The following is a 23381-nucleotide window of genomic DNA, read 5'->3' as shown; positions in this document are numbered from 1 at the left end:
TCGGACTAGGCGACTAAGACAGTCCTATTGGCAATCCCCTTTTGATTTAGGGTCGCACCGCCATTGAGGCCTGTAATTTCTAATAACGTTAAAGCACCAGCTACTTCAAATCCTGCTTTTTGGAGTAATTGGCTAGCTGCAATGATGGTTCCACCGGTCGCTAAGACATCATCCACTATCAGCACCCGTACTCCCTGGGGCAGAGTAGATTGCTGAATTTCAAGAGAATCAGAGCCGTACTCAAGGCCATAAGATTCGCGATGGCTAGCCAGGGGCAGCTTGTTGGGTTTGCGTGCTAGAGCAAACCCTTTGTGAGTTTGGTGGGCTAGGGCGCTGCCAAAGATAAATCCACGGGATTCAATGCCCAGGATATGGCTATAGTCAAACTCTCGGGCTAAAGCCTCAAGCTGCAAAATTGCCTCCTTAAATGCAGCGGGATGGGCTAAAAGAGGGGAGATATCCCTAAATAGGATTCCTGGCCGAGGAAAGTCGGGCACTCCGGGTAGATAATCTAATAAATTCATTTTTGGCTAATATGAAAACACATTTACTGATTATTACCGCATTAGAGTCTGAGCTTAATAAAAGCCTATTACCGGCGGGTGTCGATATTGTGTATTCCGGGGTTGGCAAGATCAACGCAACTGCAGCGAGTATTCAGGCTATCCATCAGTTTGAGCCCAAACGCATCGTGAACTTTGGCACCGTCGGAAAAATTAATCCCGCTTTACAGGGATTGCTGGAGATTGGCAAAGTGATTCAGCGAGATATGATGACCTTGCCCCTAGCACCGCGTGGGCAAACCCCTTTTTGTTCTAAGCCTTCAGCATACCTATCCTCTAGTGGTGAACATATTTGCGGGACTGGCGATAGCTTTGTTACTGCGCATGACCCCTGGCTAGCCTCTCAAGGTATTGATGTAGTGGATATGGAACTATTTGCGATCGCTAATATTGCTTATCAATTTGATATTCCGTGGCAGTCATTTAAATACGTCACCGATGATGCAAATGCAGACTCAGGAAATGAATGGCAGCATCGAGTAAATCATGGGCAGGAACTTTATTTAGAAAAACTCAAAGAGCTGATGGGTCCTTAAGCCTAAGCTCTCTAACTATCAATGCAGATCAATCCACAAAAACCTTGGCTGAAAAACTATCTTGCGGGAGTGCCGCATGAGATTGATTTAGGGAGTCACTCTTCCATCGTAGAGCTATTGGAGGAGTCCTTAAGGAAGTATCCGGATCGCATCGCGATAGTATCCATGGGTCATGCCATGAGCTATTGCCAGCTCGACATGCTTTCGCAAGACTTTGCCGCCTATCTTCAAACCTTGGGCCTTGATGCGGGTGCACGTATCGCTATTATGTTTCCCAATGTTCCGCAGTACTTTATTGCGATGTTGGGCACCCTTCGCGCCGGCTTTGTTGTTGTGAATGTCAATCCACTATATACAGCGCGCGAGTTAGAGCATCAATTGCGTGATAGCGGTGCATCTGTATTGGTCATATTAGAAAACTTTGCCCATGTGTATCAGGAAATAGCTGACCAGTTACTAGTAAAAAAAGTGATTGTGAGCAGCGTAGGTGAAGTCTTGGGGCCTAAAGGCGTGATCATCAATCTGATTGCCCGACACATTAAAAAACTGGTCCCGCAGTGGCGCTTTCCGTGCATCAAATTCAATCAGGCTCTTAAAATCGGTTTGGGGCACGGCTTTACCAAGCAAAAGCTGGGCTTAGATGACATTGCCTTTTTGCAATATACCGGCGGAACTACTGGTGTCTCTAAAGGCGCAGTTTTGCTGCACCGAAATATATTGGCCAATATTATCCAAATCGAGTGTTGGTTGGAGCCCGCCCTACAACATCGTCATCAACAGCAACTCGTTTTCTTGTGCGCCTTACCGATGACCCATATATTTGCCCTTACTGCTTGTGGATTACTGGGAATGCGCAAGGGTGCTAAGTTAATTTTGGTTGCCAATCCGCGCGATATTTCTGGCTTCATCAAATTGTTGATGAAGTATCCTGATATTAATATTTTCCCAGGCGTGAATACTTTATTTCATGCGCTTATTCATCGCCCTGAATTTAAGGCGGTTCAATTGCCTAACTTGTTAGTCACTATTGGCGGTGGTATGGCGGTACTTAAGAAAACCGCTGATCTTTGGCAAAAAATGATGGGAGTGCCGATTGCACAGGGTTATGGTCTCTCAGAAACCTCACCGGTAGTCTGCGTGAATACGCCGTTTGTAAAAGAATTTACGGGCTCGATTGGTATGCCAGTCCCAAGCACTGATGTATTGATATTAGATGATGAAGGGGTCGAAGTTCCATTTGGAAGCCCTGGAGAAATTTGTATTAAAGGCCCGCAAGTCATGGCAGGTTATTGGAATCGATTAGAAGAGACTGAGCAATTTTTTACCCCTGAGGGATATTTTAAGTCTGGCGATATCGGCATCATGAGTGCAGATGGCTATGTACACATTGTGGATCGTAAGAAAGACATGATTGTGGTGGCTGGCTTTAAAGTGTTTCCCAATGAAATCGAGGAAGTGATCTCAATGATGCCCGGTGTAAGCGAGTGCGCTGTGATCGGATTGCCTCACCGCAAGTTGGGTGAAATCGTGAGGGCCTATATCGTCAAAGATAATCCCGAGTTAACTGAAGCGCAGGTAATTCAGTACTGCAAAGAGCAGATGAGTAGTTATAAGCGCCCTCGAAAAATTACCTTTATTGATGAAATGCCAAAATCCAATGTTGGCAAAATTCTTCGCCGCCATCTGCGAGATTAATCAACGATTACAGACCGCCGCCAAAGCGATATTGCCAAGAAATACCATATAAGTCGTAGCTATTATTGGTTCGTGAGTACACACCAGTACTGGCCGATAACCTAATCGAGTTACGCTTATTGACAGGGTAAGACATTGTGCTGCCAAAGCGCCAGTTTTCTTGACTATTACTAATGGGCTTGCCGTTTAAGTAAGACTGCCCGCCAGTGAAGTACGTCGCATCCATTGAGATCCATGCCGTATTTTGAAAATAATAAATTGCATGAGTCTGTGTTGAGTAGACCGGGTTTTGAGATAAAGAGTTGCCATCCATAAAGTCAGTGTTACTGGTATAAAAAATCCCCGCACCAGCCAACTCCAATCTCCATGGACCTAAAGCCTTGGATACCCCAAGTCCCGGCTGTACAAACCATCGATTTGCACCCACATTAATGAGCTGATTGTCATCATATTTTCCCCAAGGTACTGATGCGGCCAGACTGACACCGACAATGAGGTCTTGTTGATAGCTCTTAAATTGGTCAAGTGATAATGCAGGAGCGCCGTAAAGATTAACCGCGGCCTTAATCACCGGGTCAGACAAGCCTTCGGTACTGGCATTCACACTTCTCCCATTCACATTCTTTGAGCCATTGAATCGAGCGTATGGAAGAACCAGAGTAATCTTGCCGGATTGACCGCCGGCATCAAAGATGTGCGTCAGACTCATCACTTCACTAGTTAAGCTGTAGTTGTTTGTTTTTGCTTGTACTACTCCGGCACTCAGAAAGTTAATGCCGATTGGCGCATTGGAATAGGTACGTGCCTCGATTTCTTGGGCATACGAAGGCGATATCGACTGGACTAGCAATCCAAGAAATAGGCTAACGACTATTGAGGCTCTATTGACAGAACGCGACGATCGCTTGAGGCGATTTAACACTTTATTTATTGGGCGGAGATTTTTTGCCAAACAGTATCTCTATAGTCGCTGTACTACCAATAGCCAATTTAAAACCAGACAACAATAAATAGGGCCAGACAATCAACCAATAGACAATGGCCATAGCTACTACTCGCAACGGATTTGATTGACTAAAATCAGTCATCGATATCAGGAATTCTTTTCCATGAATTAATCCGCGAACGCCGGCTTCTAAATAATTGAGGCCAAGGACAACTAGGAGATAAACCATGGATTCCAGGAGTAAGGAGCTGACGATGCCATACCTTCGATCGACTTTAATGGGGTAGGCTGCCTGTGCAATCAACATAAACTTGGCACAAATAGCCGCTTTAAATAAAGCAAAGCCAAAGATAGATAAGGGAATCGGCCTCTCATCTAGTAACGTTGCTGCTAAAAAAGCAAGTGCGCAAAACCAAATTCCAAAATAAATGGTTAGCTGAAATGCTTTTATAAACTCTTCCTTTAACTTTTCCTTAAGATTGTGCGCTGGAATTAAGTGTGGAGGGGTTGCTGTCATGAAAGCCTTCTATTATTTTTATTTAGCAGTTGCTGCAAGAGCTTGCCGCTTCAACAGGAGCTGGTTCATTGGTATAGCGCGCAATAAATGCATGCTTACTCTTAAGCGGTAATTGAATCCAAACAAAGTGACCTGATCCAGGGGCAATAGTGATGGATTCCCCTTCGAGATTCCACATGGCATCTAAGACCATATCCTGATTACCTTCGGGTTCAATGATTTCCAACTTATCGCCAATTGAAAAGCGATTCTTTACGTCTACCTTGACGCGGCCTGTCGTCTCATCAATTTCTAAGGTTTCCCCAACGTACAGACTTCTGCCGGATAAAGAGTGGCCACGCATATAGAGTTGATATTCTTTGTCGTGATGACGCTCATAAAAGCCATCGGTATAGCCTCGATTCGCAAGACCTTCTAAATTACCAATGAGGGACATATTCATGGGACGACCAGCTAATGCATCGTCAATTGCCGTGCGATAAGCTTGGCAAGTACGAGAAACGTAATAGGGTGACTTTGTGCGCCCCTCGATCTTGAATGAATCTACACCCATTTTGGTCAAGCGCTCAATATGCTCAATCGCACGCAAATCTTTTGAGTTCATGATGTAAGTGCCATGCTCATCTTCTTCCATCGGCATCAAATCATCTGGGCGACGTGCTTCCTGAAGAAGAACTACATCACCGCTGGTATTTTGTTGACCGGGTTTGACTTTGTAATCCCAACGACAGGCATTGGTGCAGGCTCCTTGGTTCGAGTCCCGGTGGGACATATAGCCAGAGAGCAAGCAACGACCCGAGTAGGCTATGCATAAAGCGCCGTGTACAAATACCTCTAATTCCATTTCAGGGCAGTCTTGACGAACTTCTTCAATTTCATCAAAGGACAATTCACGCGACAAAATGACTCTACTAATACCAACAGAGCGCCAAAATTTAGCGGATGCACCATTAACGGTATTAGCTTGCACTGACAAATGAATTGGCATATCTGGCCAAGCTTCTCTTGCCATCATGATGAGGCCTGGGTCAGACATGATGATCGCATCGGGTTTCAATGCAATCACTGGATCCATATCCTTAATATAGGTGCGTGTCTTGCCACCATGGGGAAGGAGGTTCGAAACTAAGAAAAACTTCTTGCCTAGTGCATGGGCAGTATCGATACCTTCCTTCAAGGTCTCCATCTTGCCGAAGTCGTTATTGCGCACTCGAAGGGAATAGCGTGGCTGTCCTGCATAAATGGCATCGGCACCAAAGTCAAAGGCGGTACGCAGCATGGATAGGCTACCTGCAGGGGCTAGAAGTTCTGGAATCTTAATCATTTAGATATTTTAGTGAATACAGGTGATCTTGCTCAATATTTGCCACTGCCAAGCCCCAAAGCTGCTTTGGCATAGGTTTTTGAGTATCCAACAAGCAAACTACAGGTCAATCAAGAGTATCCTACGGGGTCTAGGCGAGCATTGCATTAATAAATTGAAAGACTTCTCTGAAGCTTGCCACCCCAAATTAAAGGCACTTATTCGTGAGTGCAGAAAGCAAATAATGACAAAACTGACATCCAAGCCAATCTTAAAAAAAGCCAGCGGTATTTTGGCTCAGGAGTTTGCACTACCCAAAGATATTGCCTGGGCATGGGTTACTTTGCTGTTGTCACAGGAAGAGCAGAAGCGCGATAGTGAAGAAAAACGCTACGCCCGTATTGCAGAATTCGAGGCTTGGATTGTGGAATTAAATCTTCCTATTGATCCTAAAAATCCTGATAGCGGCTCAGTGAGCCCCGAGTCAGTAAAAAATTCAGCCAGAAATGTCTTTGAGTGGCCTCACGAGTACATCTTTGATGAGCCGGTAGCAGCAAAGCACCCAGACTCCAAGGTGACTTATGGCGATACGATCACCAAGCCAATTTTGGATGCAATAAAAGATGCGGGTGGATCAGATGATCGCCCTGCATTGATTACGATCCTAGAGGCTTACGCAAAAGAGGGTAGAGAGCCATTTGTCAATGTCACACCAGAAGGTATTGAATGGAGAGGGAGCGCTTGGACGGAGGGTGATAAACACAATCTTCTCACCATTAAAACCCTTAATAACCGCCTTGCTAATCTAAAAAAGAAGGGTTTGATCTAAGCCCATTTGCTTACCCGTGTCGCAAAAGAAAAAACCACCAAAATGAACTGACCCCCAGTAGTTGGACAGTTTAGTTAGGTTAGCACGAGGGATTGAGTTCGGTATTTCACCGGGCTTAATCCCTTTAGTTTTTGTTTGATTCGATCATGGTTGTAGTAATGGATATATTCTTTAAGTTCTGTTTTAAATGATTCGATACTTTCAAACCTTCTCCGATAGAAGAACTCTGTTTTCATAATCCCGAACCAGTTTTCCATCACTGCGTTATCTAAGCAGTTACCTTTTCTAGACATGCTTTGAGTAATGCCTTGCTGGTGTAGGGCCTGTTGATACAGCCCCATTTGGTATTGCCAGCCCTGGTCTGAGTGCAATACTGGCCTGTCTTCATTCTTGAGTCGTTTGAAGGCGCTCTTTAGCATCTGCATTACTGAGCTAATCTGTGGTCGATCAGCAATCTCATAGGAGATGATCTCTTGGTTATATAGATCCAGGATGGGTGAGAGATAAACTCGCTCGCCCTTGATATTGAACTCAGTCACATCAGTCACCCACTTTTGATTGGGTGCTTTAGCTATAAAGTTGCGCTCTAACAAGTTAGGGGCTGCCTTACCCACAGACCCCTTATAAGACTGATAGCGCTTGGGCCTCACAAGGGACTTCAGTCCTAGTTGGCCCATCAGCTTTTGCACGGTCTTGTGGTTTAGGTATTGCTGTTGATTACGCAGCTCTAAATGTACCCGCCGATAGCCATAGCGACCCCGATGGGCATTAAAGATCTGGGTGATATGCTCTTTAGCCCCCTGATAAGGATCAGCTTTACTACTGGCTGCCCGCCAGTAGTAGTAAACGCTTTTAGCCATCTTGGCGATGAGTAGTAAGTCTGGTAAACGGTAATGCGGCCTTAGCTCAGTAATTACTTGGGCTTGTTCTCTTTTACTGCTTTGCTCTGAGCTAAGGCTTCTAACTTTTTTAGGTAGGCAGCCTGTGCTTCGGCATACCCCAAACGTCTTCGCAACTCTGCCGGCGTGAGCTCCGAGATAGGCTTTTTGAGTAATGCTTTGATATTAAATTGGGACATCGGCGGTTGTCCTCTCTGTCGATTGGCAAGGGCTGTAATACCGCCTTCATTGTAGAGTTTTTGCCATTGCAAAATGGTGGTCATACTACCAATCCCAAAGTGGGCAGCAGCTGGCCTAGCTGATATCTGATACTGTGCCATGTACTCTAGAACCTGTACTTTGAACTGCGGGGAGTGGCGTTGGTAGCTAGGATTAAGACCACTATGGCCACGTGCTTGATAGGCTAAAGCCCATTTGCGGACATCTGAGTGACTAATCTCAAATAAGTGACTTACCCGCTTAAGACCACCTGACTTTAGAAACTCTTTAACTACCTTTAGCTTGAACTGCTTGCTGTACTTGCTCATAAAACAAAACCCCCTTGGTTGGACATAACGTCCAACTTTTGGGGGTCAGTTCAAAAAGGTGGTTTTCTTGTATCTGGCTCCTCGACGTGGGATCGAACCACGGACCAACAGATTAACAGTCTGCTGCTCTACCGCTGAGCTATCGAGGAATAAGCCGATATTATAGCAAGATGAAATCATCTACTCCCAGTTCTGTGCAGATCCCCAAAGTATTGACCATTGCCGGGTCCGATAGTGGGGGTGGCGCTGGCATTCAGGCGGACCTCAAAGTCATCGCGGCCCTTGGTGGATATGGCATGTCAGTTATCACGGCCATCACGGCCCAGAACACCTTAGGGGTCAGTCGTATTCAGGATATTGACCTAGATGTGGTCGAGGCCCAGATCGATGCTGTGTTTCTAGACATTGGTGTGGATATCGTCAAGATTGGCATGTTGGCTAGCCCAGAAATTGTCCGCATAGTTGCAAAAGCCCTCAAACGCCATGGAGCTAAGCGAATCATCTTGGACCCCGTATTAAGAGCAACTTCGGGTGCCAGTCTTGGCGGGGATGACACTGCTCAAGCCATGATTGCGGATTTATTTCCGATGGCAACTCTCGTTACCCCCAATTTAGAGGAGACCTCCTTGCTGTTGGGCCGTGAAATTACTGGGCCAGAAGATTTCAAGCTAGCCGCTCAAGAGTTGCTCGATATGGGCCCGCAAGCTGTCTTAATTAAGGGTGGTCATTTAGATGCTACTCATACCCAACTCACGGATTTCCTGATGTGGAAAACCATTGAAGATGGATTGGAAGTAGTTCAATCAAAAGAGTTCAAGCACTATCGCGTAAATACCTCCAATACCCATGGCACAGGATGTTCATTAGCCTCAGCCATTGCGACTTATTTAGCTGATGGTCATGATCTTGCGCATGCTGTTGCTAAAGGTATTTCTTATGTAGAGGCTGGCTTAGAAGCGGGACGTTTCTTGAATATCGGACAAGGTCCAGGACCTTTGTGGCACATGCATGATTTTTACCCAACAGCATTGCCGGGCGAGGAAAGTCAATATTAAGTTTTCATCAATTCTTGAAGATGCTTCACTGCCGCCTTCGGATCGCTTGCCCCATTAATAGCTCTCACCACCGCCACTGAGCCAACGCCACTTTGTGCCACCGCATGAATGCTGCTTTCGTCGATGCCGCCAATAGCAACTAAAGGATAGTGACCCATCAGTTTGGCATATTGATAGAGGCGCCCTAAGCCCTGTGGGGCAGTAGCCATCTTTTTGAGATTGGTTGGAAAAACCGCGCCCATAGCGATGTAGCTAGGGCAAAAACGATCTGCAAGCACCATCTCCGCATAGCCATGGGTACTCAAACCTAGACGTAGACCTGCAGATCGAATGGCATCCAAATCTGCCGTCTCTAAATCTTCCTGTCCTAGGTGAATGCCGTAAGCTTCAGCTTCAATGGCTTCCTGCCAAAAATCATTAATAAACAGAAGGGTCTTGCTGCCTTTAACCGCATTCACTGATTCTGAAATCTGCTGGCGTATCAGTTGTCGATCTGAAGACTTTAATCGCAATTGCACTGTCGGTACTTCAGCCTCAACCATGCGTTTAACCCAATCGGCATCGGGCATCACGGCATACAAACCTAAACGCTTTGGACATTCCGCGAAGGCATTGGGATTCATATTCCGAGTCCACGGCAGGAGATCGAAATGCTCAGGCCTTGAGGGCCATTTAAAGGGATTAAAGCCACCATCTTGATGCACCATCCGCGACCAGGCTTTGCCTAATACTTTGGCATCGTTCTCGATAAAGCCCATCGTAATCGCGGCAACCATTCCCGCAAGTTCGTAGTGGTCGGCTGCATGCTCATTATCAATTTTAGGTGGTGGCGATGACATACTGTACGCTGGAATCGGCAGGCATAAATCATCCGCACTGTGGGCGGCAATAATTTGATCTGCAAGGTCTCGCACTAAGCTCATGAATATTTCTTTATTAGCTTTGATGCCAGAAAGGCGTACCAACCAAAGGAGTACTTGCTTGAGCAGATTGCTGGGCTTTCATAGCGCCTGAAAGATAAGCGGTACGACCAGCACTCACTGACAATGCAAAAGCATTGGCCATGGCAACGGGATCATCAGCTAGCGCAACCGCAGTATTTAACAGTACGCCATCAAAACCCCACTCCATCACGCTGCAGGCATGAGATGGTAGGCCTAAGCCAGCATCAACTAATAACGGAACTTTTAGGCGATCACGCAACAGTTTCAATGCATATGGATTTAAAGGGCCCTGACCTGTGCCAATGGGGGCAGCCCACGGCATCACTGCCTGGCATCCCACATCGACCAAACGCTGACACAAAATCAGATCTTCGGTGCAGTAAGGTAAGACCTTGAATCCATCTTTGATTAATGTTTCCGCTGTAGAGACTAAACGCAGAGTATCGGGCTGCAAGGTGTAGTCATCACCAATCAGTTCTAACTTAATCCAATGTGTTTCAAATACTTCACGCGCCATTTGTGCAGTCGTAATGACTTCTTTGGGGCTATGACAGCCAGCAGTGTTGGGCAAGACAGGGACAGCCATCTTCTTGAGTAGCTCCCAAAATCCCGAATGGGCTTCAGTGGTTGAGGTGCCTTGTCTGCGCAAGCTCACAGTAATCATGCCGGGGTTCGATTGCTTAACGGCATTCTCCAGAACTTGTGGGGAAGGGTAGCGTGATGTACCTAGCAATAAACGGCTAGCAAAAGTTTCACCATACAGTACCAAGGGATCTGATGTATTCGTTGGGATGGCTAAGGGAGCAGTCATGTTAATAAATTACTTATAAAGATCTCTGTAAATCAGCCACCAGTGACTGGTGAAATCACTTCCATCTCATCGCCCTCACGCAAAACTTCTTCGGCATGGCGAGTCTTCGGGACGAATTCATAATTAATTGCGACAGCAAAAGGCGGCTTTGCATCGATGAGCAAGAGAACATCATCAATAGTGCTACCGTCAGAAACTTCTTTTGCAATCTGATTAACGATTACGCGCATGCGCTCATCTCCTGATGAGTGTTAGCGGCTGTCACCTGCAAACCTAAGCTCATCGCCGTAGCGCTAGTGCCTTCACTGAGAAGTTCAAGAGCGCAATCCAGAATAGCTGGTGAGATCATGAAGCCATGTCGATACAGCCCATTAATCATCATGAGGTCAGCACTACTTGAGCTGCGATCGATGGCAATTTCGGGAAGGTTATCTTTGAGCGTAGGGCGACATTGCGTAGCCATTTCCAAAATACGCGCTTCAGCAAATCCGCTATGGACGGTATAGGTGGCGCTGAGTAGTTCCATGGCAGATCGCACGCTCATTGGGGATAGATCTTCCGATTCAATCTCGGTAGCGCCAACAACATAGACATCGTCTTCTTTAGGCGCAATATAAATTGGATAGCGTGGATGAATCAAACGAGTGGGGCGACACAGTTTTACTTCTGGGGCATACAGACGAATCACTTCACCACGTACGCCACGCAAATCTTTGGAAGCATCGCCGGAATGTTTCCAAGAGTTCTTTGCGCCAAGCCCGCGACAATCAATAACCCAATTGAAGCCATTTGCATCTTTACGAAGTTGCTCTGGATTAGCAGATTGTTGCCAATGGCAAGGAACCTTCATCAGTGTTAATTCGACTAACAAGGCCTCCAATAATTGACGATTATCTAACTGGCCCTCATTGGGAAGGTAAAGTCCCTGCGCAAATCGATCGGCAATACCAGGCTGAATCTTCTCTAAAGACTGACTATCCAAATGTAATGGTCTGGATAAGGCTGTATTGCGATCGCAATTTCTCTCTAGGTGAGAGGCAAAGCGTTCCGCATCACTCGCATCCTGCCGATGCCACAAAATCAGGGTGCCATCTTGCTGAAAGAAGACTGGCTTAGCCAACTCATTAATCAGCTGCTTCCAGCGCGGAAGGCTATGGACACCCATGCGCACAACGTTATCTTCAGTAATGGCTGATTCGGCGAGCGGGGCTAACATCGCAGCAGCAATGCGGGCAGCAGAACCCGAAGCATCAGAGCTACCTTTCTCAAACAACTCTACCTGAGCACCGCGCTTAGCAAGTGCGACCGCCAGCAGCCGGCCCATGAGGCCGGCGCCAACGATGGCGTACTTACCGCTTGAGAATACGTTGTTCACTTACTGATAAATCTCGCTACCGCGCTTACGAAACTCTGCTGACATTTCTTCCATACCTTTTGCAGGATCGCTAGCTGCCTCTGCGGTGATCGGAATGACTTTCGCTTTTGGATTGCCGTCTGCATCTAATGTTGCCGCGTAATCACGCACTTCTTGAGTGATCTTCATAGAGCAGAACTTCGGACCACACATCGAGCAGAAGTGTGCAATCTTTGCGCCTTCAGCAGGTAAGGTGGCATCGTGGTATTCACGGGCACGCTCTGGATCTAAGCCTAGATTAAATTGATCTTCCCAGCGGAACTCAAAACGCGCTTTCGATAAGGCGTTATCTCGCACCTGAGCACCCGGCAAACCTTTAGCCAAGTCTGCGCCATGCGCTGCAATCTTGTAAGTAATGATGCCAGTGCGGACATCTTCTTTATCGGGTAAACCTAAATGCTCTTTTGGTGTGACATAGCAGAGCATCGCTGTGCCGTACCAACCGATTTGCGCAGCACCAATACCGCTAGTGATGTGATCGTAACCTGGAGCGATATCGGTAATGAGTGGTCCGAGAGTGTAAAAAGGCGCCTCTAAGCAGTGCTTTAACTCCTCTGTCATATTCTCTTCAATGCGCTGCATTGGAACATGACCAGGGCCTTCAATCATGACTTGAACATCATGCTTCCAGGCCTTAGCAGTTAATTCACCGAGGGTATGGAGCTCACCAAACTGCGCTGCATCATTGGAGTCGGCAATACAGCCTGGACGCAAACCATCGCCTAGACTAAATGACACGTCATAGGCTTTCATGATTTCGCAAATTTCATCAAACTTCGTATAAAGGAAGTTTTCTTTATGGTGGGCTAAGCACCACTTGGCCATGATAGATCCGCCGCGAGAGACAATGCCGGTAATACGATCTGCTGTTAATGGAACATAACGCAGCAATACACCCGCATGAATTGTGAAATAGTCCACGCCCTGCTCAGCTTGCTCAACTAAGGTGTCACGGAACATTTCCCAAGTCAGGTCCTCAGCGATACCACCAGTTTTATCTAATGCCTGATAAATCGGAACTGTACCAATAGGAACTGGAGAGTTACGAATGATCCACTCACGAGTCTCATGAATGTGTTTGCCGGTAGACAGATCCATGATGGTGTCTGCACCCCAACGTATGGACCACACCATCTTCTCGACCTCTTCATTGATCGAGGAAGTCACAGCAGAATTACCCAAATTACCGTTAATCTTTACCCTGAAATTGCGGCCAATAATCATTGGCTCTAGTTCTGGATGATTAATGTTTGCCGGAATGATTGCGCGACCAGCTGCGATTTCTGAGCGCACGAATTCACCAGTAACGATGTCTGGTAGGTTGGCGCCATAGCTCTTGCCGGCATGTTGCTTAAGTAATTGCTTGTATTCCGGATTCTTACGTAATTGCTCAAGGCCCATGGACTCACGCAAAGCAACATACTCCATCTCAGGGGTAATGATTCCTTTGCGGGCGTAATGCATCTGGCTTACGTTATTACCGGCTCTCGCAACGCGCGGGGGATTGATGTGGGCAAAACGCAAGCTTTGTGTTGCCTCATCGATGGACCGAGCAACCCCATACTCAGAAGAGGGGCCTGTTAGTTGATCAGTATCGCCACGCTCTTCGATCCAATTTTTGCGCAATAAAGGCAAACCTTTTTCAAGATTAATTAACACTTCAGGATCGCTATAAGGACCAGAGGTGTCATAAACAGGAATAGGGGGATTGGCCACCATCTCTTCACCAACGCGCGTCGATAGCTGTTCAATCATTCGAATCGGCGCCTTGATATCTGGGCGTGATCCCTCTAGATAGGTTTTCGTAGACGCTGGGTAGGCAAATTTCTGGCCGAAATCGCGCTCCAAGCTCTTTAAACTTGGAATCTCTTGTTTTGTTTTATTGTTCGCACTCATGTCCATCTCCTGACTTAATTTAGATGGACGAAACCGGGTGACGGTCTGATAAAAACTCCCCACGCCAGCATTACCTGGATCGGGTTATAGGGTCTTTCTCAGCTCCTCGTAGCAAACAACGCTGGAGGGCACCCCTGTTTCATCCTTAAGACACATTTAACCACGAATTAGTTCTGGCATGGATGATCAAAATCAAGTTACCAGCTTAGTCGGTCAAACTCAGCTGGCCTTGGTATTGCGCAAAATGAAATCGGCCGTTACAAAGGCAGCATCGCCTGTGAATTCATCGGCCAAAATGCGCGCTGCAGCCTCAGAAAGTGAGATTTCAATAAAACTACTGACTTCGCCATCATGGTTGGTGGGTACAAAGTTTTCGGCAAGCTCTAAATCATAGATATAGAGCTGCTCATCATGAAAACCCCGTCCCGGAATGGGGCGGCGCATATGAATACGACCGATCGGCTCGATTTGATCAGAAATCTGGGGAGGAACACCCGCTTCTTCCCAAAGTTCACGTCGGGCGTTCACCCACGGTGTTTCATCAGCTCCAATCCCGCCTGCCGCCAGGTTATCTAAGCGACCAGGGTCAGTAGCCTTGGTTTCGCTCCGGCGTCCAAGCCAGAGGTTGCCGGCCTTGGTATAGCCGTTGATATGGGTTGCCATGCTACGAAAGCCAAAAGTCCGGAAGGCTGAACGTTCTAAACGGAAGTATTCATGACCATTTTCGTCAATCCACGCAAAATCCTCTTTTCGCCAGCCAGGAATGAACCCGCCTTGGTGCATCCGATCGGCTAATTTCGCCAGACTCCCTGAGAGTGCTAGGGGCCTTGCGCGACCGATAGTCATTTGATCATGACCCATTTCTACATGAGCAATCGGGTTTTTAGCCAAGGATTCCAGTAAATAAGGAGCGAAATCCGGGTTTAGGTGCCCAATAACTAGCCTCACTGTAGCGCCACCTAAAAAGTAAATGGGTAAAAAGTCCTGCGGGGCTGGCCGTGCTGAGTTTTGGAGCATCTCCTCGAGAGCTGCGATGGTGCTAGTAGTGATCTTATGCATGGCTTCAGTGTAAGAGAAATTGCCAACTTTTAAAAAATCTGCCTTTAAATTCATAAGCAAATTTGAATTGTCAACAGATCTTTTCTGATTTTATTATCAGAGACAGATGCACATAATTTAAGCAATCTAGGTCGCTCCATACAAATCTGAGACTTACGAAAACTTTTAGAGATTTATCCACATGGGCTGTGGATAAGTTTTTTATTAAGGAGTGGTCCCGCCGACAGGAATCGAACCTGTATCCCACGCTTAGGAGGCATGTGCACTATCCATTGTGCTACGGCGAGAAGTTCTGGAAATTACTGCAATGACTGCATCGGCGTCATGATCAGCATTACAAGCGCTTGTTAGGAGTTAGATGATGCCTTTTTCTTGTAATGCGGCAATTGTCTCAGGATCGAGCTTTAATCGCTCCCGCAAAATCTGATCGGTATGCTGCCCAAGGGTTGGAGGCGCAAGACGAATATCTACTGGGGTCTCAGATAGCCTCATTGGACTGGCAACTAATTTCATAGTGCCTGCGGTTGGGTGAGGAACTTCAACTTGAACGCCTCGCGCTTTCACCTGTTCATTATCGAAGACTTCTTCAAAGTTATTGATTGGACCGCAAGGTACATTGGCTGATTCCAAAAGGGCAATCCATTCAGCTTTCGTTTTTCGACGGGTCATCACTTCTAATAACGGAACCAATGATTTACGATTTTCAACGCGCAAAGGGTTATTGATGAAGAGGGGGTTTTGTGCCAAGTGAGCTTCGCCACCCGCTGTGACAAAGTGCTTAAATTGACCGTCATTACCAACCGCCACAATCATCCAGCCATCTGCGGTGGGAAAGGTTTGATAGGGAACAATAATGGGCGAGGCATTACCCCAGCGACGAGGCACCTTATCAGAGCATAGGTAGGCGCTAGAAACATTAGCCATGACCGCAATTTGAGTATCTAGTAGGGCCATATCAATATATTGACCCTGACCAGTTTGGTCCCGATGTATTACTGCAGCCAAGATAGCTGTGCTGGCATACATGCCAGTGAAGATATCCGCTATAGCGACACCAGCTTTTTGGGGGCTAGCGCCCGGAAAGTCGTCCGCTTCTCCGGTAACACTCATAAAACCACCCATTCCCTGGATGATGAAATCATATCCGGGACGTTGGGCATACGGCCCGTTTTGTCCAAAACCCGTAATGGAGCAATAAATCAGGTCTGGCTTGAGCCCTTTCAGGCTTTCATAATCTAGGCCGTATTTGGCCAAATCCCCGACTTTGTAGTTTTCAATCACCACATCAGACTCTTTAGCGAGCTGACGAATGATTTCTTGGCCTTCTGGCTTGCTGATATCGACCGTAATAGAGCGCTTATTGCGATTAATGCAGATGAAATATGCCGTTTCTGCAGTTTCATTGCCTTGAGCATCTTTCACAAAGGGAGGGCCCCAATGACGAGTGTCATCTCCAACACCTGGTCGCTCCACTTTGATGACATCGGCGCCGAGATCGGCAAGATTTTGTGCGCACCACGGGCCGGCAAGAACACGGCTGAGGTCTAAAACGCGAATATGACTTAAGGCTCCCATTCCTAGATTTTGGCATGAATAGAGGGGTAATTCAGGAAAATTCTGGATTTGACTCAGACATGACTACAATTTGCGCGCATGGCTACCCGTAAAACTTCCGAATACAGCGAATCATCGATTCAAGTCCTCAAAGGGCTTGAACCCGTCCGTCAACGGCCGGGAATGTACACCCGAACTGATAATCCCTTACACATCATTCAGGAGGTGTTGGATAACGCTTCTGATGAGGCCTTAGGCGGATTTGGCAAGCACATCATCGTGACTTTGCATGCCGATAGTAGTGTGAGCGTAGAGGATGATGGGCGCGGTATTCCAGTAGGAATGCATCCCACCGAGAAATTACCTGTTGTTGAAATCGTCTTTACCCAGTTACATGCTGGCGGAAAATTTGAAAAGGGTAGCGGTGGCGCATACGCCTTCTCAGGTGGTTTACATGGCGTCGGCGTATCCGTCACCAATGCCTTGTCAAAACGTTTAGAGGTCACAGTATGGCGTGAAGGCCAAATCTCGACTCTGACCTTTGCTGATGGCAAGGTAATCGAGAAACTCAAGATCAGCGCTGCTGGTAAAGAAGATAAATCACACGGCACTCGTGTGCGTGCATGGCCTGATGGTAAGTATTTTGATAGCCCGGGTATACCAATGCCAGAGCTCATTCGTTTACTGCGCTCTAAGGCAGTTTTGCTACCCGGCGTTAAAGTCACGCTCATTCAAGAAAAGTCTGGTGAAAGCCAAACTTGGCAATACGCCCAAGGATTACGTGGCTATTTAAATGAAGCGATGGCTCATGCAGGTCATGGCGCAGAAGTCATTCCGCCTTTTGAGGGTGAGCAATATGCCACCGGGAATGGTGAAGACGATTCTTTTGCCGAAGGCGAGGGTGCGGCTTGGGTCGTGACCTGGACCGAAGATGGTGCGCCAGTGCGCGAGAGCTACGTGAACCTGATTCCGACTCCTGCAGGCGGAACCCATGAAAGCGGTTTGCGTGAAGGCCTCTTTAACGCAGTCAAAGGTTTTATTGAGATGCATGCTTTGCAGCCAAAGGGTGTCAAGTTAATGCCTGAAGATGTCTTCGCTCGTGCTTCATTCATATTGTCCGCTAAGGTATTAGATCCGCAGTTCCAAGGTCAAATTAAAGAGCGTTTGAATTCTAGAGATGCAGTGCGCTTAGTTTCTGGATATGCAAAATCAGCATTAGAGCTTTGGCTAAATGAGCACGTAGATTACGGCCGCAAACTGGCTGACTTAGTCATCAAGCAAGCCCAGGCAAGAACCCGCGCTGGTCAGAAGGTAGAAAAGAAAAAATCTTCTGGTGTAGCCGTTCTACCTGGAAAGCTAACTGATTGTGAAAGCGAAGATATTGGCCTCAATGAAATCTTCCTTGTCGAGGGTGATTCAGCAGGTGGCTCTGCCAAGATGGGCCGCAATAAAGAATATCAAGCCATCTTGCCTTTGCGAGGCAAAGTCCTAAATACTTGGGAAGCTGAACGCGACCGCTTATTTGCTAACAATGAAGTGCATGATATTGCTGTAGCAATTGGTGTGGATCCACATGGCGCTAATGACAGCCCCGATTTATCGAACTTACGTTACGGTAAAGTCTGCATTTTGTCAGATGCGGACGTTGATGGTGCGCATATTCAGGTGCTACTGTTGACCCTGTTTTACAAGCATTTTCCTAAGTTAATTGAGTTGGGCCACATTCATATTTCACGTCCGCCATTATTTAGGGTTGATGCACCAGCACGGGGTAAAAAGCCCGCACAAAAAATTTATGCCCTAGATGCCAACGAACTTCAAGCTATTGAAGATAAGTTACGTAAAGATGGTGTTAAAGAATCTGCTTGGCAAATCTCCCGCTTTAAAGGCCTGGGTGAGATGAGTGCAGAGCAGCTATGGGATACCACCTTAAATCCAGATACCCGTCGTTTATTACCAGTGACGCTAGGTACTTGGACGGAAGATGAAACAATTAAAACAATGGATATGCTGATGGGTAAATCTGAATCGGGGGCACGCCGTGATTGGTTGGAAGAGCGCGGTAACGAAGTAGAGGCGGATATCTAATGGCGATCAAAAAAACCCCAGGTGATGCTACGACTGACCAAGCAGACCTATTTGCTGGTGAGTCAGTTGAAATGAATATTACTGAAGTCCGCGAGTCAATCCCTGCAGAAGTAGGTGGTCCTCGGGATCCACATGATCCAAAAATAGTCGAGCTGAATGAGGATGACAAAGATAGCCTCACGCTAGCAGTCTATGCAGAGCGTGCCTATTTGGACTACGCAATTAGTGTTGTAAAGGGCCGCGCATTGCCTGATGTATCCGATGGCCAAAAACCAGTACAGCGCCGCATTTTGTTCTCGATGAGCGAAATGGGCTTGCGAGCTGATGCAAAGCCCGTTAAGAGCGCCCGTGTTGTGGGGGATGTATTAGGTAAATTTCATCCTCATGGCGATCAATCGGCTTATGACGCATTAGTTCGCCTTGCGCAAAGCTTCTCTTTGCGTTACCCGCTAATTGATGGTCAGGGTAATTTCGGTTCTCGTGATGGAGACGGTGCTGCTGCCATGCGTTATACGGAAGCACGCTTAACAAAAATTGCTGGTCTATTGCTCAGTGAAATTGATGAAGGTACGGTAGATTTTGCACCGAACTATGACGGCTCTTTCCAGGAGCCCAAGTTATTGCCAGCGCGCTTGCCGTTTGTTCTATTGAACGGCGCATCCGGTATTGCTGTGGGTATGGCAACTGAAATCCCTTCACATAATTTACGTGAGGTCGCTAGTGCTGCTATTGCACTTATGAAGTCTCCAAAGATGAGCACTGCAGAGCTGCTTGAAATTATTCCTGGACCAGACTATCCAGGTGGCGGCCAAATTATTTCTTCCCCGGCAGAAATTGCACAGATTTATGAAGCTGGTCGTGGCAGTCTGAAAGTGCGCGCACGTTGGTCTATTGAAGAATTGGCACGCGGTCAGTGGCAGATTGTTGTCAATGAATTGCCCCCATCTACTTCATCCCAGCGCGTGCTACAAGAGATTGAAGAGATCACCAATCCTAAAGTCAAAGTCGGTAAGAAGACCTTGACTCCAGAGCAGAGTAATCTCAAGTCGACTATTTTGAATGTGCTCGATGGCGTTCGCGATGAATCTAGTAAAGACGCTGCCGTTCGTCTGGTATTTGAGCCTAAGAGTAAAAATATTGATGTCAACGAGTTCGCCAACTTATTACTTGCCCACACTTCCTTAGAGTCCAATGCGCCAATGAACTTGGTGATGATCGGAACCGATGGTCGTCCACGTCAAAAAGGTTTAAAAGAGATCATTGCTGAGTGGATTTCTTTCAGGGTGGGTACGGTTACACGTCGTACTCAGTATCGCTTAGGAAAAGTGAATGACCGGATGCATATTTTGGAAGGGCGCTTAATTGTTCTTCTGAATATTGATAAGGTCATTAAGATTATTCGCAATAGCGATGAGCCTAAAGTAGATCTGATTAAAGAATTCAAGCTCAGCGATCGACAGGCAGAAGATATCCTCGATATCCGCTTGCGTCAATTGGCTCGTCTCGAAGGCATCAAGATTGAACAAGAGCTTAAAGAGCTGAAGTCTGAGCGTGATGATCTCCAAGGCTTGTTACAGAGTGATATCGTTCTTCGTAAACGCATCATCAAAGAAATTGAATCTGATATGAAGGATTTTGGCGATGATCGTCGTACCTTGATTCAAGAAGATAAGCGCGCTATCGCAGAGACGAAAGTATTGGATGAACCGGTTACAGTGATCGTCTCTCAAAAGGGCTGGGTACGCGTTCGACAAGGCCATGAGCATGATGCAACTCAGTTCGGCTTTAAAGCAGGCGATGCCCTCTACAGCACCTTTGAATGTCGTACTGTCGATGTCATACAGGGCTTTGGCAGTGATGGTCGCGTTTACACGGTCCCAGTAAGCGAGTTGCCGGGCGCCCGAGGCGATGGTTCGCCACTAACGAGCTTTGTGAACCTCGCTGCTGGATCGCAGATGGTGGCGTATTACGCTGGTCAAGCTGATGATTTGGTATTGATTTCCACCAGATCTGGAAACGGTTTCTTGGCTAATGTGGCTGATATGACTACCCGTAATAAAGCAGGTAAGTCCTTCGTTGGTATCGATAGTAAATTCCCGGGCGGTGATGCGCCTCTGGGGGCCGCTAAGGTTACTGCTGGTATGAAGCAGGTCGCTTGTCTGTCTGAAGGCTCTAAATTATTGGTGTTTCCATTGGATGAACTCAAGCGTCTGCCCACTGGTGGCAAGGGTGTGATCTTGATGGGCTTGGATGATAAAGAGAAGCTGGCTTCCGCAATTGCGGTTAGTGCCCAAGGCGCTACCTACTCTGGGGCTGGACGTGCTGGTAAGCCAACCGAGCTCAATCTGGATGCTAAAACCTTGAAATCGTTCGCAGGTAATCGTGCTCGTAAAGGCCACTTTGTCGAACCTAGATTAAAAGATGGGAAGCTAAAAGCGAATTAAGAAGCTAAATCGTTTTCAGAGCTTAAAAACCCGGTCTTCAACTGATCGGGTTTTTTATTTTCCACTCACATCTTTTTGGGTATGGGTACGCCATATTTGGCGGAAATGACTTCTGCCAGAATTGAAACAGCGATTTCTGGTGGTGTGAGGGCACCAATGAATAAGCCAACAGGGCCATGAAGTCGCTCTACTTGCTCTTGCGTAACATCAAAGTCTATTAGGCGGGCTTTGCGCTTTTGAGTATTGACTCGACTACCTAGCGCCCCAACATAAAAGGCGGTCGACTTTAAAGCCTCCATCAGCGCCATGTCATCCAGCTTGGGATCGTGCGTTAAGGCCACCACAGCCGTATGTGAATCGACACCAATTTCTAGTAGTACATCATCGGGCATCCCTTTGATAAATTGAATATGCTCGCGATTCATCCCTTCGGCATATTCTTCACGTGGATCAATCACGATCACTTCAAAATCCGATGCCAGGGCAAAGTCTGCCGTGTAAAGCGATAACTGTCCTGCGCCAATGATCACCATGCGCCAACGCGGTCCATAAGTAGTTTTCATCAGGTGATCATTACAAATAAAGGCCTCATTACGATCACCAGATTCAAGTCGAGATTTACCAGTGAGTAGGTCAACCGTACGTGAGGTGATTTGGTGTTCAGAGATCGAGGCCAGGATTGCCTCTAAAACAGCGAGCTCAGGTTTTGGTTCCACTAGCAATCGCAGTGTCCCACCGCAGGGCAGGCCAAAGCGAGCGGCTTCTTGTTGGCTAATGCCATAGACGACCATCTCTGGCAAGTCATTAGTCAATATTTCAGTTTGAACACGCCGAATTAAGTCATCCTCGACGCATCCACCAGAAACTGATCCGGTCACTTGACCATCGCCCCTAATAGCAAGCCAAGAGCCAATAGGTCTAGGGGCTGAACCCCAAGTCTGCACTACAGTGGCAATAGCAACGGGATGGCCGCCTTTAAGCCAATCGACGGAGGCTTTTAATACGCTTAAATCGGTGCTATTCATTTCATGTCTTAAATATTTTTATACTTATTATTTGCTGCTAATGTAATTATTATCACTCTAATGACAAGTTCCAGCCCATCCGCTCAAACCTCGAAGTTACGACTTGCCGTTCTTTTGCTTGCTGCCGGTGAGGGTAGTCGTTTGGGTGGACACCCTAAAGCCTTACTTCGTAAAGATAAACACACTCTCCTAGAGCGATTTTCAATTGCAATTCAACAATTTGCCCCTGTTGAATACCTTGTTGTAACAGGTTTTCATGCCGAGACGATTGAGTCCGAAATAGCCAAGATCAATACCGCTCTCACTTTTCTACTCAAGACTGTTCGTAATATCACCCCAGAAAAAGGCCAAGCATCCTCTGTGCGTTTGGGTTTGGAGTCACTCCAAAGTGAATTTGACGTTTTATTAGTCGCGCTATCAGACCAATCTCAGATTGGCGCTCGAGAAATTCAAGAGTTACTAGAAGCATTTTCTAGGCGCAATCCAGGTGAGGAAATAATCCTACCGATGTTGGGTGGACGGCGCGGCAACCCAGTCCTATTTTCCAAAGCGGCAGTGCAAGCGGTTTTAACAATACCAGGAATGGTTTGTCGAGCTTATATGGATATGCACCCTGAGAGGGTGCGAATCATGGAAACGCAAAATCCAGCTTTTGTAATGGATGTTGACACGCCAGAGGACATCCTTAAATACAAATTAAGCTTGCCTTAGATTTCTAAATTTCAGCAATGAGTTCAATTTCAACGCAAGCACCCAAAGGAATTTGAGCGACACCAAATGCGCTTCTGGCATGTTTTCCCGCATCGCCAAATACCTCGAAGAGTAATTCTGAGCAGCCATTCACAACCAAGTGTTGCTCGGTATATTCACTAGTGGAGTTGACTAAGCCCATTACCTTGACAATGCGCTTTACCCTATCCAATGAACCCAAGTGATTCTGTAAGGTGGAGATCAAGTCAATCGCAATCGATTTTGCAGCTTCCTTGCCTGTATCTGTATCCATATTTAAACCGAGCTTACCAACCCAAGGCTTGCCATCTTTCTTGGCAATATGACCGGAAAGAAACACTGTATTACCAGTGGTGGCAGCCATCACGTAGGCGGCGGCAGGGGCCCCAGAGGGTGGCAATTCAATGCCAAGGGTCTTCAGTCGATCGCTAATGTGGTTTGTCATGGCTTGGCAGTATGTTTGTGGGTTTTAGGTAACTAACAAATCTTACTTCGAAAGTGGGCATACGACTGTTCCTGCGTTTTTAGCGTTTTCAGCATCTGAAAT

General features: G+C 46.9%; 21 protein-coding genes, 2 tRNA genes and 1 riboswitch. Of the genes, 7 read left to right on the top strand and 16 right to left on the bottom strand.

Annotated features, from left to right (window positions below; genetic code table 11):
* Positions 1–5 precede the first annotated feature (5 nt).
* The gene (locus DN92_RS05855) at positions 6–524 is read right to left on the bottom strand and encodes an adenine phosphoribosyltransferase (RefSeq protein WP_173960363.1); all 519 of its coding nucleotides are present in this window, start codon (positions 522–524) and stop codon (positions 6–8) included.
* 11 nt (positions 525–535) lie between these two features.
* On the opposite strand from DN92_RS05855, the gene DN92_RS05850 reads away from it, so the two are divergent.
* Positions 536–1099, top strand: a complete 564-nt coding sequence (locus DN92_RS05850) for a phosphorylase family protein (protein WP_173960362.1) — start codon at positions 536–538, stop codon at positions 1097–1099.
* Between the two features lie 21 nt (positions 1100–1120).
* The gene (locus DN92_RS05845; RefSeq protein ID WP_173960361.1) at positions 1121–2794 is read left to right on the top strand and encodes an AMP-binding protein; all 1674 of its coding nucleotides are present in this window, start codon (positions 1121–1123) and stop codon (positions 2792–2794) included.
* Between the two features lie 7 nt (positions 2795–2801).
* Here DN92_RS05845 and DN92_RS05840 read toward each other — a convergent pair whose 3' ends face one another.
* Genes DN92_RS05840 through DN92_RS05830 form a run of 3 tightly spaced genes read right to left on the bottom strand, consistent with a single transcriptional unit; the run spans position 2802 to position 5581 of the window.
* Complete coding sequence (locus tag DN92_RS05840; protein ID WP_173960360.1) at positions 2802–3746, bottom strand: transporter; 945 nt, start codon at positions 3744–3746, stop codon at positions 2802–2804.
* Entirely contained in the window at positions 3718–4257 is a 540-nt protein-coding gene (locus DN92_RS05835; RefSeq protein ID WP_173960359.1) for a hypothetical protein, read from the bottom strand. Before DN92_RS05835 ends, DN92_RS05840 begins: the two co-directional genes overlap by 29 nt.
* 22 nt (positions 4258–4279) lie before the next feature.
* On the bottom strand, positions 4280–5581 hold the full coding sequence (locus DN92_RS05830; protein WP_173960358.1) for a peptidase U32 family protein: 1302 nt from the start codon (positions 5579–5581) through the stop codon (positions 4280–4282).
* A 223-nt stretch (positions 5582–5804) separates the two neighbouring features.
* Between DN92_RS05830 and DN92_RS05825 the strand changes: the two genes are divergently transcribed.
* The gene (locus DN92_RS05825) at positions 5805–6389 is read left to right on the top strand and encodes a hypothetical protein (protein WP_173960357.1); all 585 of its coding nucleotides are present in this window, start codon (positions 5805–5807) and stop codon (positions 6387–6389) included.
* A 74-nt stretch (positions 6390–6463) separates the two neighbouring features.
* Here DN92_RS05825 and DN92_RS05820 read toward each other — a convergent pair.
* Positions 6464–7815, bottom strand: a protein-coding gene (locus tag DN92_RS05820; RefSeq protein WP_437342745.1) for an IS3 family transposase whose coding sequence is annotated in 2 segments (ribosomal slippage) — positions 6464–7353 and positions 7353–7815 — 1353 coding nt in all. Because the reading frame shifts where the segments join, the coding sequence is not laid out codon by codon here.
* Between the two features lie 74 nt (positions 7816–7889).
* Positions 7890–7964: transfer RNA gene (locus DN92_RS05815), tRNA-Asn, on the bottom strand.
* 21 nt (positions 7965–7985) lie between these two features.
* Between DN92_RS05815 and thiD the strand changes: the two genes are divergently transcribed.
* Complete coding sequence (gene thiD, locus DN92_RS05810; protein WP_173960356.1) at positions 7986–8870, top strand: bifunctional hydroxymethylpyrimidine kinase/phosphomethylpyrimidine kinase; 885 nt, start codon at positions 7986–7988, stop codon at positions 8868–8870.
* Here the strand turns inward: thiD and DN92_RS05805 are convergent.
* The 8 genes from DN92_RS05805 to DN92_RS05770 form a co-directional block, all read right to left on the bottom strand.
* Positions 8867–9793 (bottom strand): thiamine phosphate synthase, encoded by a 927-nt coding sequence (locus tag DN92_RS05805; RefSeq protein ID WP_173960355.1) that lies wholly within the window; start codon positions 9791–9793, stop codon positions 8867–8869. The two genes, thiD and DN92_RS05805, sit on opposite strands and share 4 nt — an antisense overlap.
* A 13-nt stretch (positions 9794–9806) precedes the next feature.
* On the bottom strand, positions 9807–10625 hold the full coding sequence (locus tag DN92_RS05800) for a thiazole synthase (RefSeq protein ID WP_415836365.1): 819 nt from the start codon (positions 10623–10625) through the stop codon (positions 9807–9809).
* Positions 10626–10657: 32 nt separating this feature from the next.
* Positions 10658–10855 (bottom strand): sulfur carrier protein ThiS, encoded by a 198-nt coding sequence (thiS, locus tag DN92_RS05795; RefSeq protein ID WP_173960354.1) that lies wholly within the window; start codon positions 10853–10855, stop codon positions 10658–10660.
* Positions 10846–11949: an FAD-dependent oxidoreductase gene (locus tag DN92_RS05790; protein ID WP_217426090.1), complete on the bottom strand. Its 1104-nt coding sequence runs from the start codon at positions 11947–11949 to the stop codon at positions 10846–10848. Before DN92_RS05790 ends, thiS begins: the two co-directional genes overlap by 10 nt.
* A gap of 51 nt (positions 11950–12000) precedes the next feature.
* Positions 12001–13941, bottom strand: a complete 1941-nt coding sequence (thiC, locus tag DN92_RS05785) for a phosphomethylpyrimidine synthase ThiC (RefSeq protein WP_415836364.1) — start codon at positions 13939–13941, stop codon at positions 12001–12003.
* A 33-nt stretch (positions 13942–13974) separates the two neighbouring features.
* A riboswitch (TPP riboswitch) is annotated at positions 13975–14081 on the bottom strand.
* Positions 14082–14154: 73 nt separating this feature from the next.
* Entirely contained in the window at positions 14155–14994 is an 840-nt protein-coding gene (locus DN92_RS05780; protein ID WP_173960352.1) for an NUDIX hydrolase, read from the bottom strand.
* Between the two features lie 212 nt (positions 14995–15206).
* Positions 15207–15281, bottom strand: a tRNA-Arg gene (locus DN92_RS05775).
* Positions 15282–15348: 67 nt separating this feature from the next.
* Positions 15349–16569 carry a CaiB/BaiF CoA transferase family protein gene (locus tag DN92_RS05770; protein WP_173960351.1) on the bottom strand — a complete coding sequence of 407 codons (1221 nt, stop codon included), beginning with the start codon at positions 16567–16569 and terminating at the stop codon, positions 15349–15351.
* Between the two features lie 78 nt (positions 16570–16647).
* Here DN92_RS05770 and DN92_RS05765 point away from each other — a divergent pair, with 78 nt between their 5' ends.
* Positions 16648–18636, top strand: coding sequence for a DNA topoisomerase IV subunit B (locus tag DN92_RS05765; RefSeq protein WP_173960350.1), 1989 nt, complete (start codon positions 16648–16650; stop codon positions 18634–18636).
* Between the two features lie 71 nt (positions 18637–18707).
* Complete coding sequence (parC, locus tag DN92_RS05760; RefSeq protein ID WP_173961273.1) at positions 18708–21080, top strand: DNA topoisomerase IV subunit A; 2373 nt, start codon at positions 18708–18710, stop codon at positions 21078–21080.
* Between the two features lie 65 nt (positions 21081–21145).
* Here the strand turns inward: parC and DN92_RS05755 are convergent, their stop codons facing one another.
* The gene (locus DN92_RS05755) at positions 21146–22105 is read right to left on the bottom strand and encodes an XdhC family protein (RefSeq protein WP_173960349.1); all 960 of its coding nucleotides are present in this window, start codon (positions 22103–22105) and stop codon (positions 21146–21148) included.
* A gap of 60 nt (positions 22106–22165) precedes the next feature.
* On the opposite strand from DN92_RS05755, the gene DN92_RS05750 reads away from it, so the two are divergent.
* On the top strand, positions 22166–22816 hold the full coding sequence (locus DN92_RS05750) for a nucleotidyltransferase family protein (protein WP_173960348.1): 651 nt from the start codon (positions 22166–22168) through the stop codon (positions 22814–22816).
* Between the two features lie 4 nt (positions 22817–22820).
* On the opposite strand, the gene DN92_RS05745 is transcribed toward DN92_RS05750, so the two are convergent.
* Positions 22821–23279, bottom strand: a complete 459-nt coding sequence (locus DN92_RS05745; RefSeq protein WP_173960347.1) for a RidA family protein — start codon at positions 23277–23279, stop codon at positions 22821–22823.
* Between the last annotated feature and the right edge of the window lie 102 nt (positions 23280–23381).

It is taken from the genome of Polynucleobacter arcticus, from assembly GCF_013307205.1.
In the GTDB taxonomy this organism is placed as follows: domain Bacteria; phylum Pseudomonadota; class Gammaproteobacteria; order Burkholderiales; family Burkholderiaceae; genus Polynucleobacter; species Polynucleobacter arcticus.
Note: the sequence above shows the minus strand (reverse complement) of the source record. Positions and strands in the feature narration are given on the sequence as shown.

Coding starts and splice junctions, on each gene's coding strand:
- DN92_RS05855 (WP_173960363.1), bottom strand. CDS start 524: ATGAATTTATTAGATTATCTACCCGGAGTGCCCGACTTTCCTCGGCCA.
- DN92_RS05850 (WP_173960362.1), top strand. CDS start 536: ATGAAAACACATTTACTGATTATTACCGCATTAGAGTCTGAGCTTAAT.
- DN92_RS05845 (WP_173960361.1), top strand. CDS start 1,121: ATGCAGATCAATCCACAAAAACCTTGGCTGAAAAACTATCTTGCGGGA.
- DN92_RS05835 (WP_173960359.1), bottom strand. CDS start 4,257: ATGACAGCAACCCCTCCACACTTAATTCCAGCGCACAATCTTAAGGAA.
- DN92_RS05830 (WP_173960358.1), bottom strand. CDS start 5,581: ATGATTAAGATTCCAGAACTTCTAGCCCCTGCAGGTAGCCTATCCATG.
- DN92_RS05825 (WP_173960357.1), top strand. CDS start 5,805: ATGACAAAACTGACATCCAAGCCAATCTTAAAAAAAGCCAGCGGTATT.
- thiD (WP_173960356.1), top strand. CDS start 7,986: ATGAAATCATCTACTCCCAGTTCTGTGCAGATCCCCAAAGTATTGACC.
- DN92_RS05805 (WP_173960355.1), bottom strand. CDS start 9,793: ATGAGCTTAGTGCGAGACCTTGCAGATCAAATTATTGCCGCCCACAGT.
- DN92_RS05800 (WP_415836365.1), bottom strand. CDS start 10,625: ATGACTGCTCCCTTAGCCATCCCAACGAATACATCAGATCCCTTGGTA.
- thiS (WP_173960354.1), bottom strand. CDS start 10,855: ATGCGCGTAATCGTTAATCAGATTGCAAAAGAAGTTTCTGACGGTAGC.
- DN92_RS05790 (WP_217426090.1), bottom strand. CDS start 11,949: ATGGGCCGGCTGCTGGCGGTCGCACTTGCTAAGCGCGGTGCTCAGGTA.
- thiC (WP_415836364.1), bottom strand. CDS start 13,941: ATGGACATGAGTGCGAACAATAAAACAAAACAAGAGATTCCAAGTTTA.
- DN92_RS05780 (WP_173960352.1), bottom strand. CDS start 14,994: ATGCATAAGATCACTACTAGCACCATCGCAGCTCTCGAGGAGATGCTC.
- DN92_RS05770 (WP_173960351.1), bottom strand. CDS start 16,569: ATGGGAGCCTTAAGTCATATTCGCGTTTTAGACCTCAGCCGTGTTCTT.
- DN92_RS05765 (WP_173960350.1), top strand. CDS start 16,648: ATGGCTACCCGTAAAACTTCCGAATACAGCGAATCATCGATTCAAGTC.
- parC (WP_173961273.1), top strand. CDS start 18,708: ATGAATATTACTGAAGTCCGCGAGTCAATCCCTGCAGAAGTAGGTGGT.
- DN92_RS05755 (WP_173960349.1), bottom strand. CDS start 22,105: ATGAATAGCACCGATTTAAGCGTATTAAAAGCCTCCGTCGATTGGCTT.
- DN92_RS05750 (WP_173960348.1), top strand. CDS start 22,166: ATGACAAGTTCCAGCCCATCCGCTCAAACCTCGAAGTTACGACTTGCC.
- DN92_RS05745 (WP_173960347.1), bottom strand. CDS start 23,279: ATGACAAACCACATTAGCGATCGACTGAAGACCCTTGGCATTGAATTG.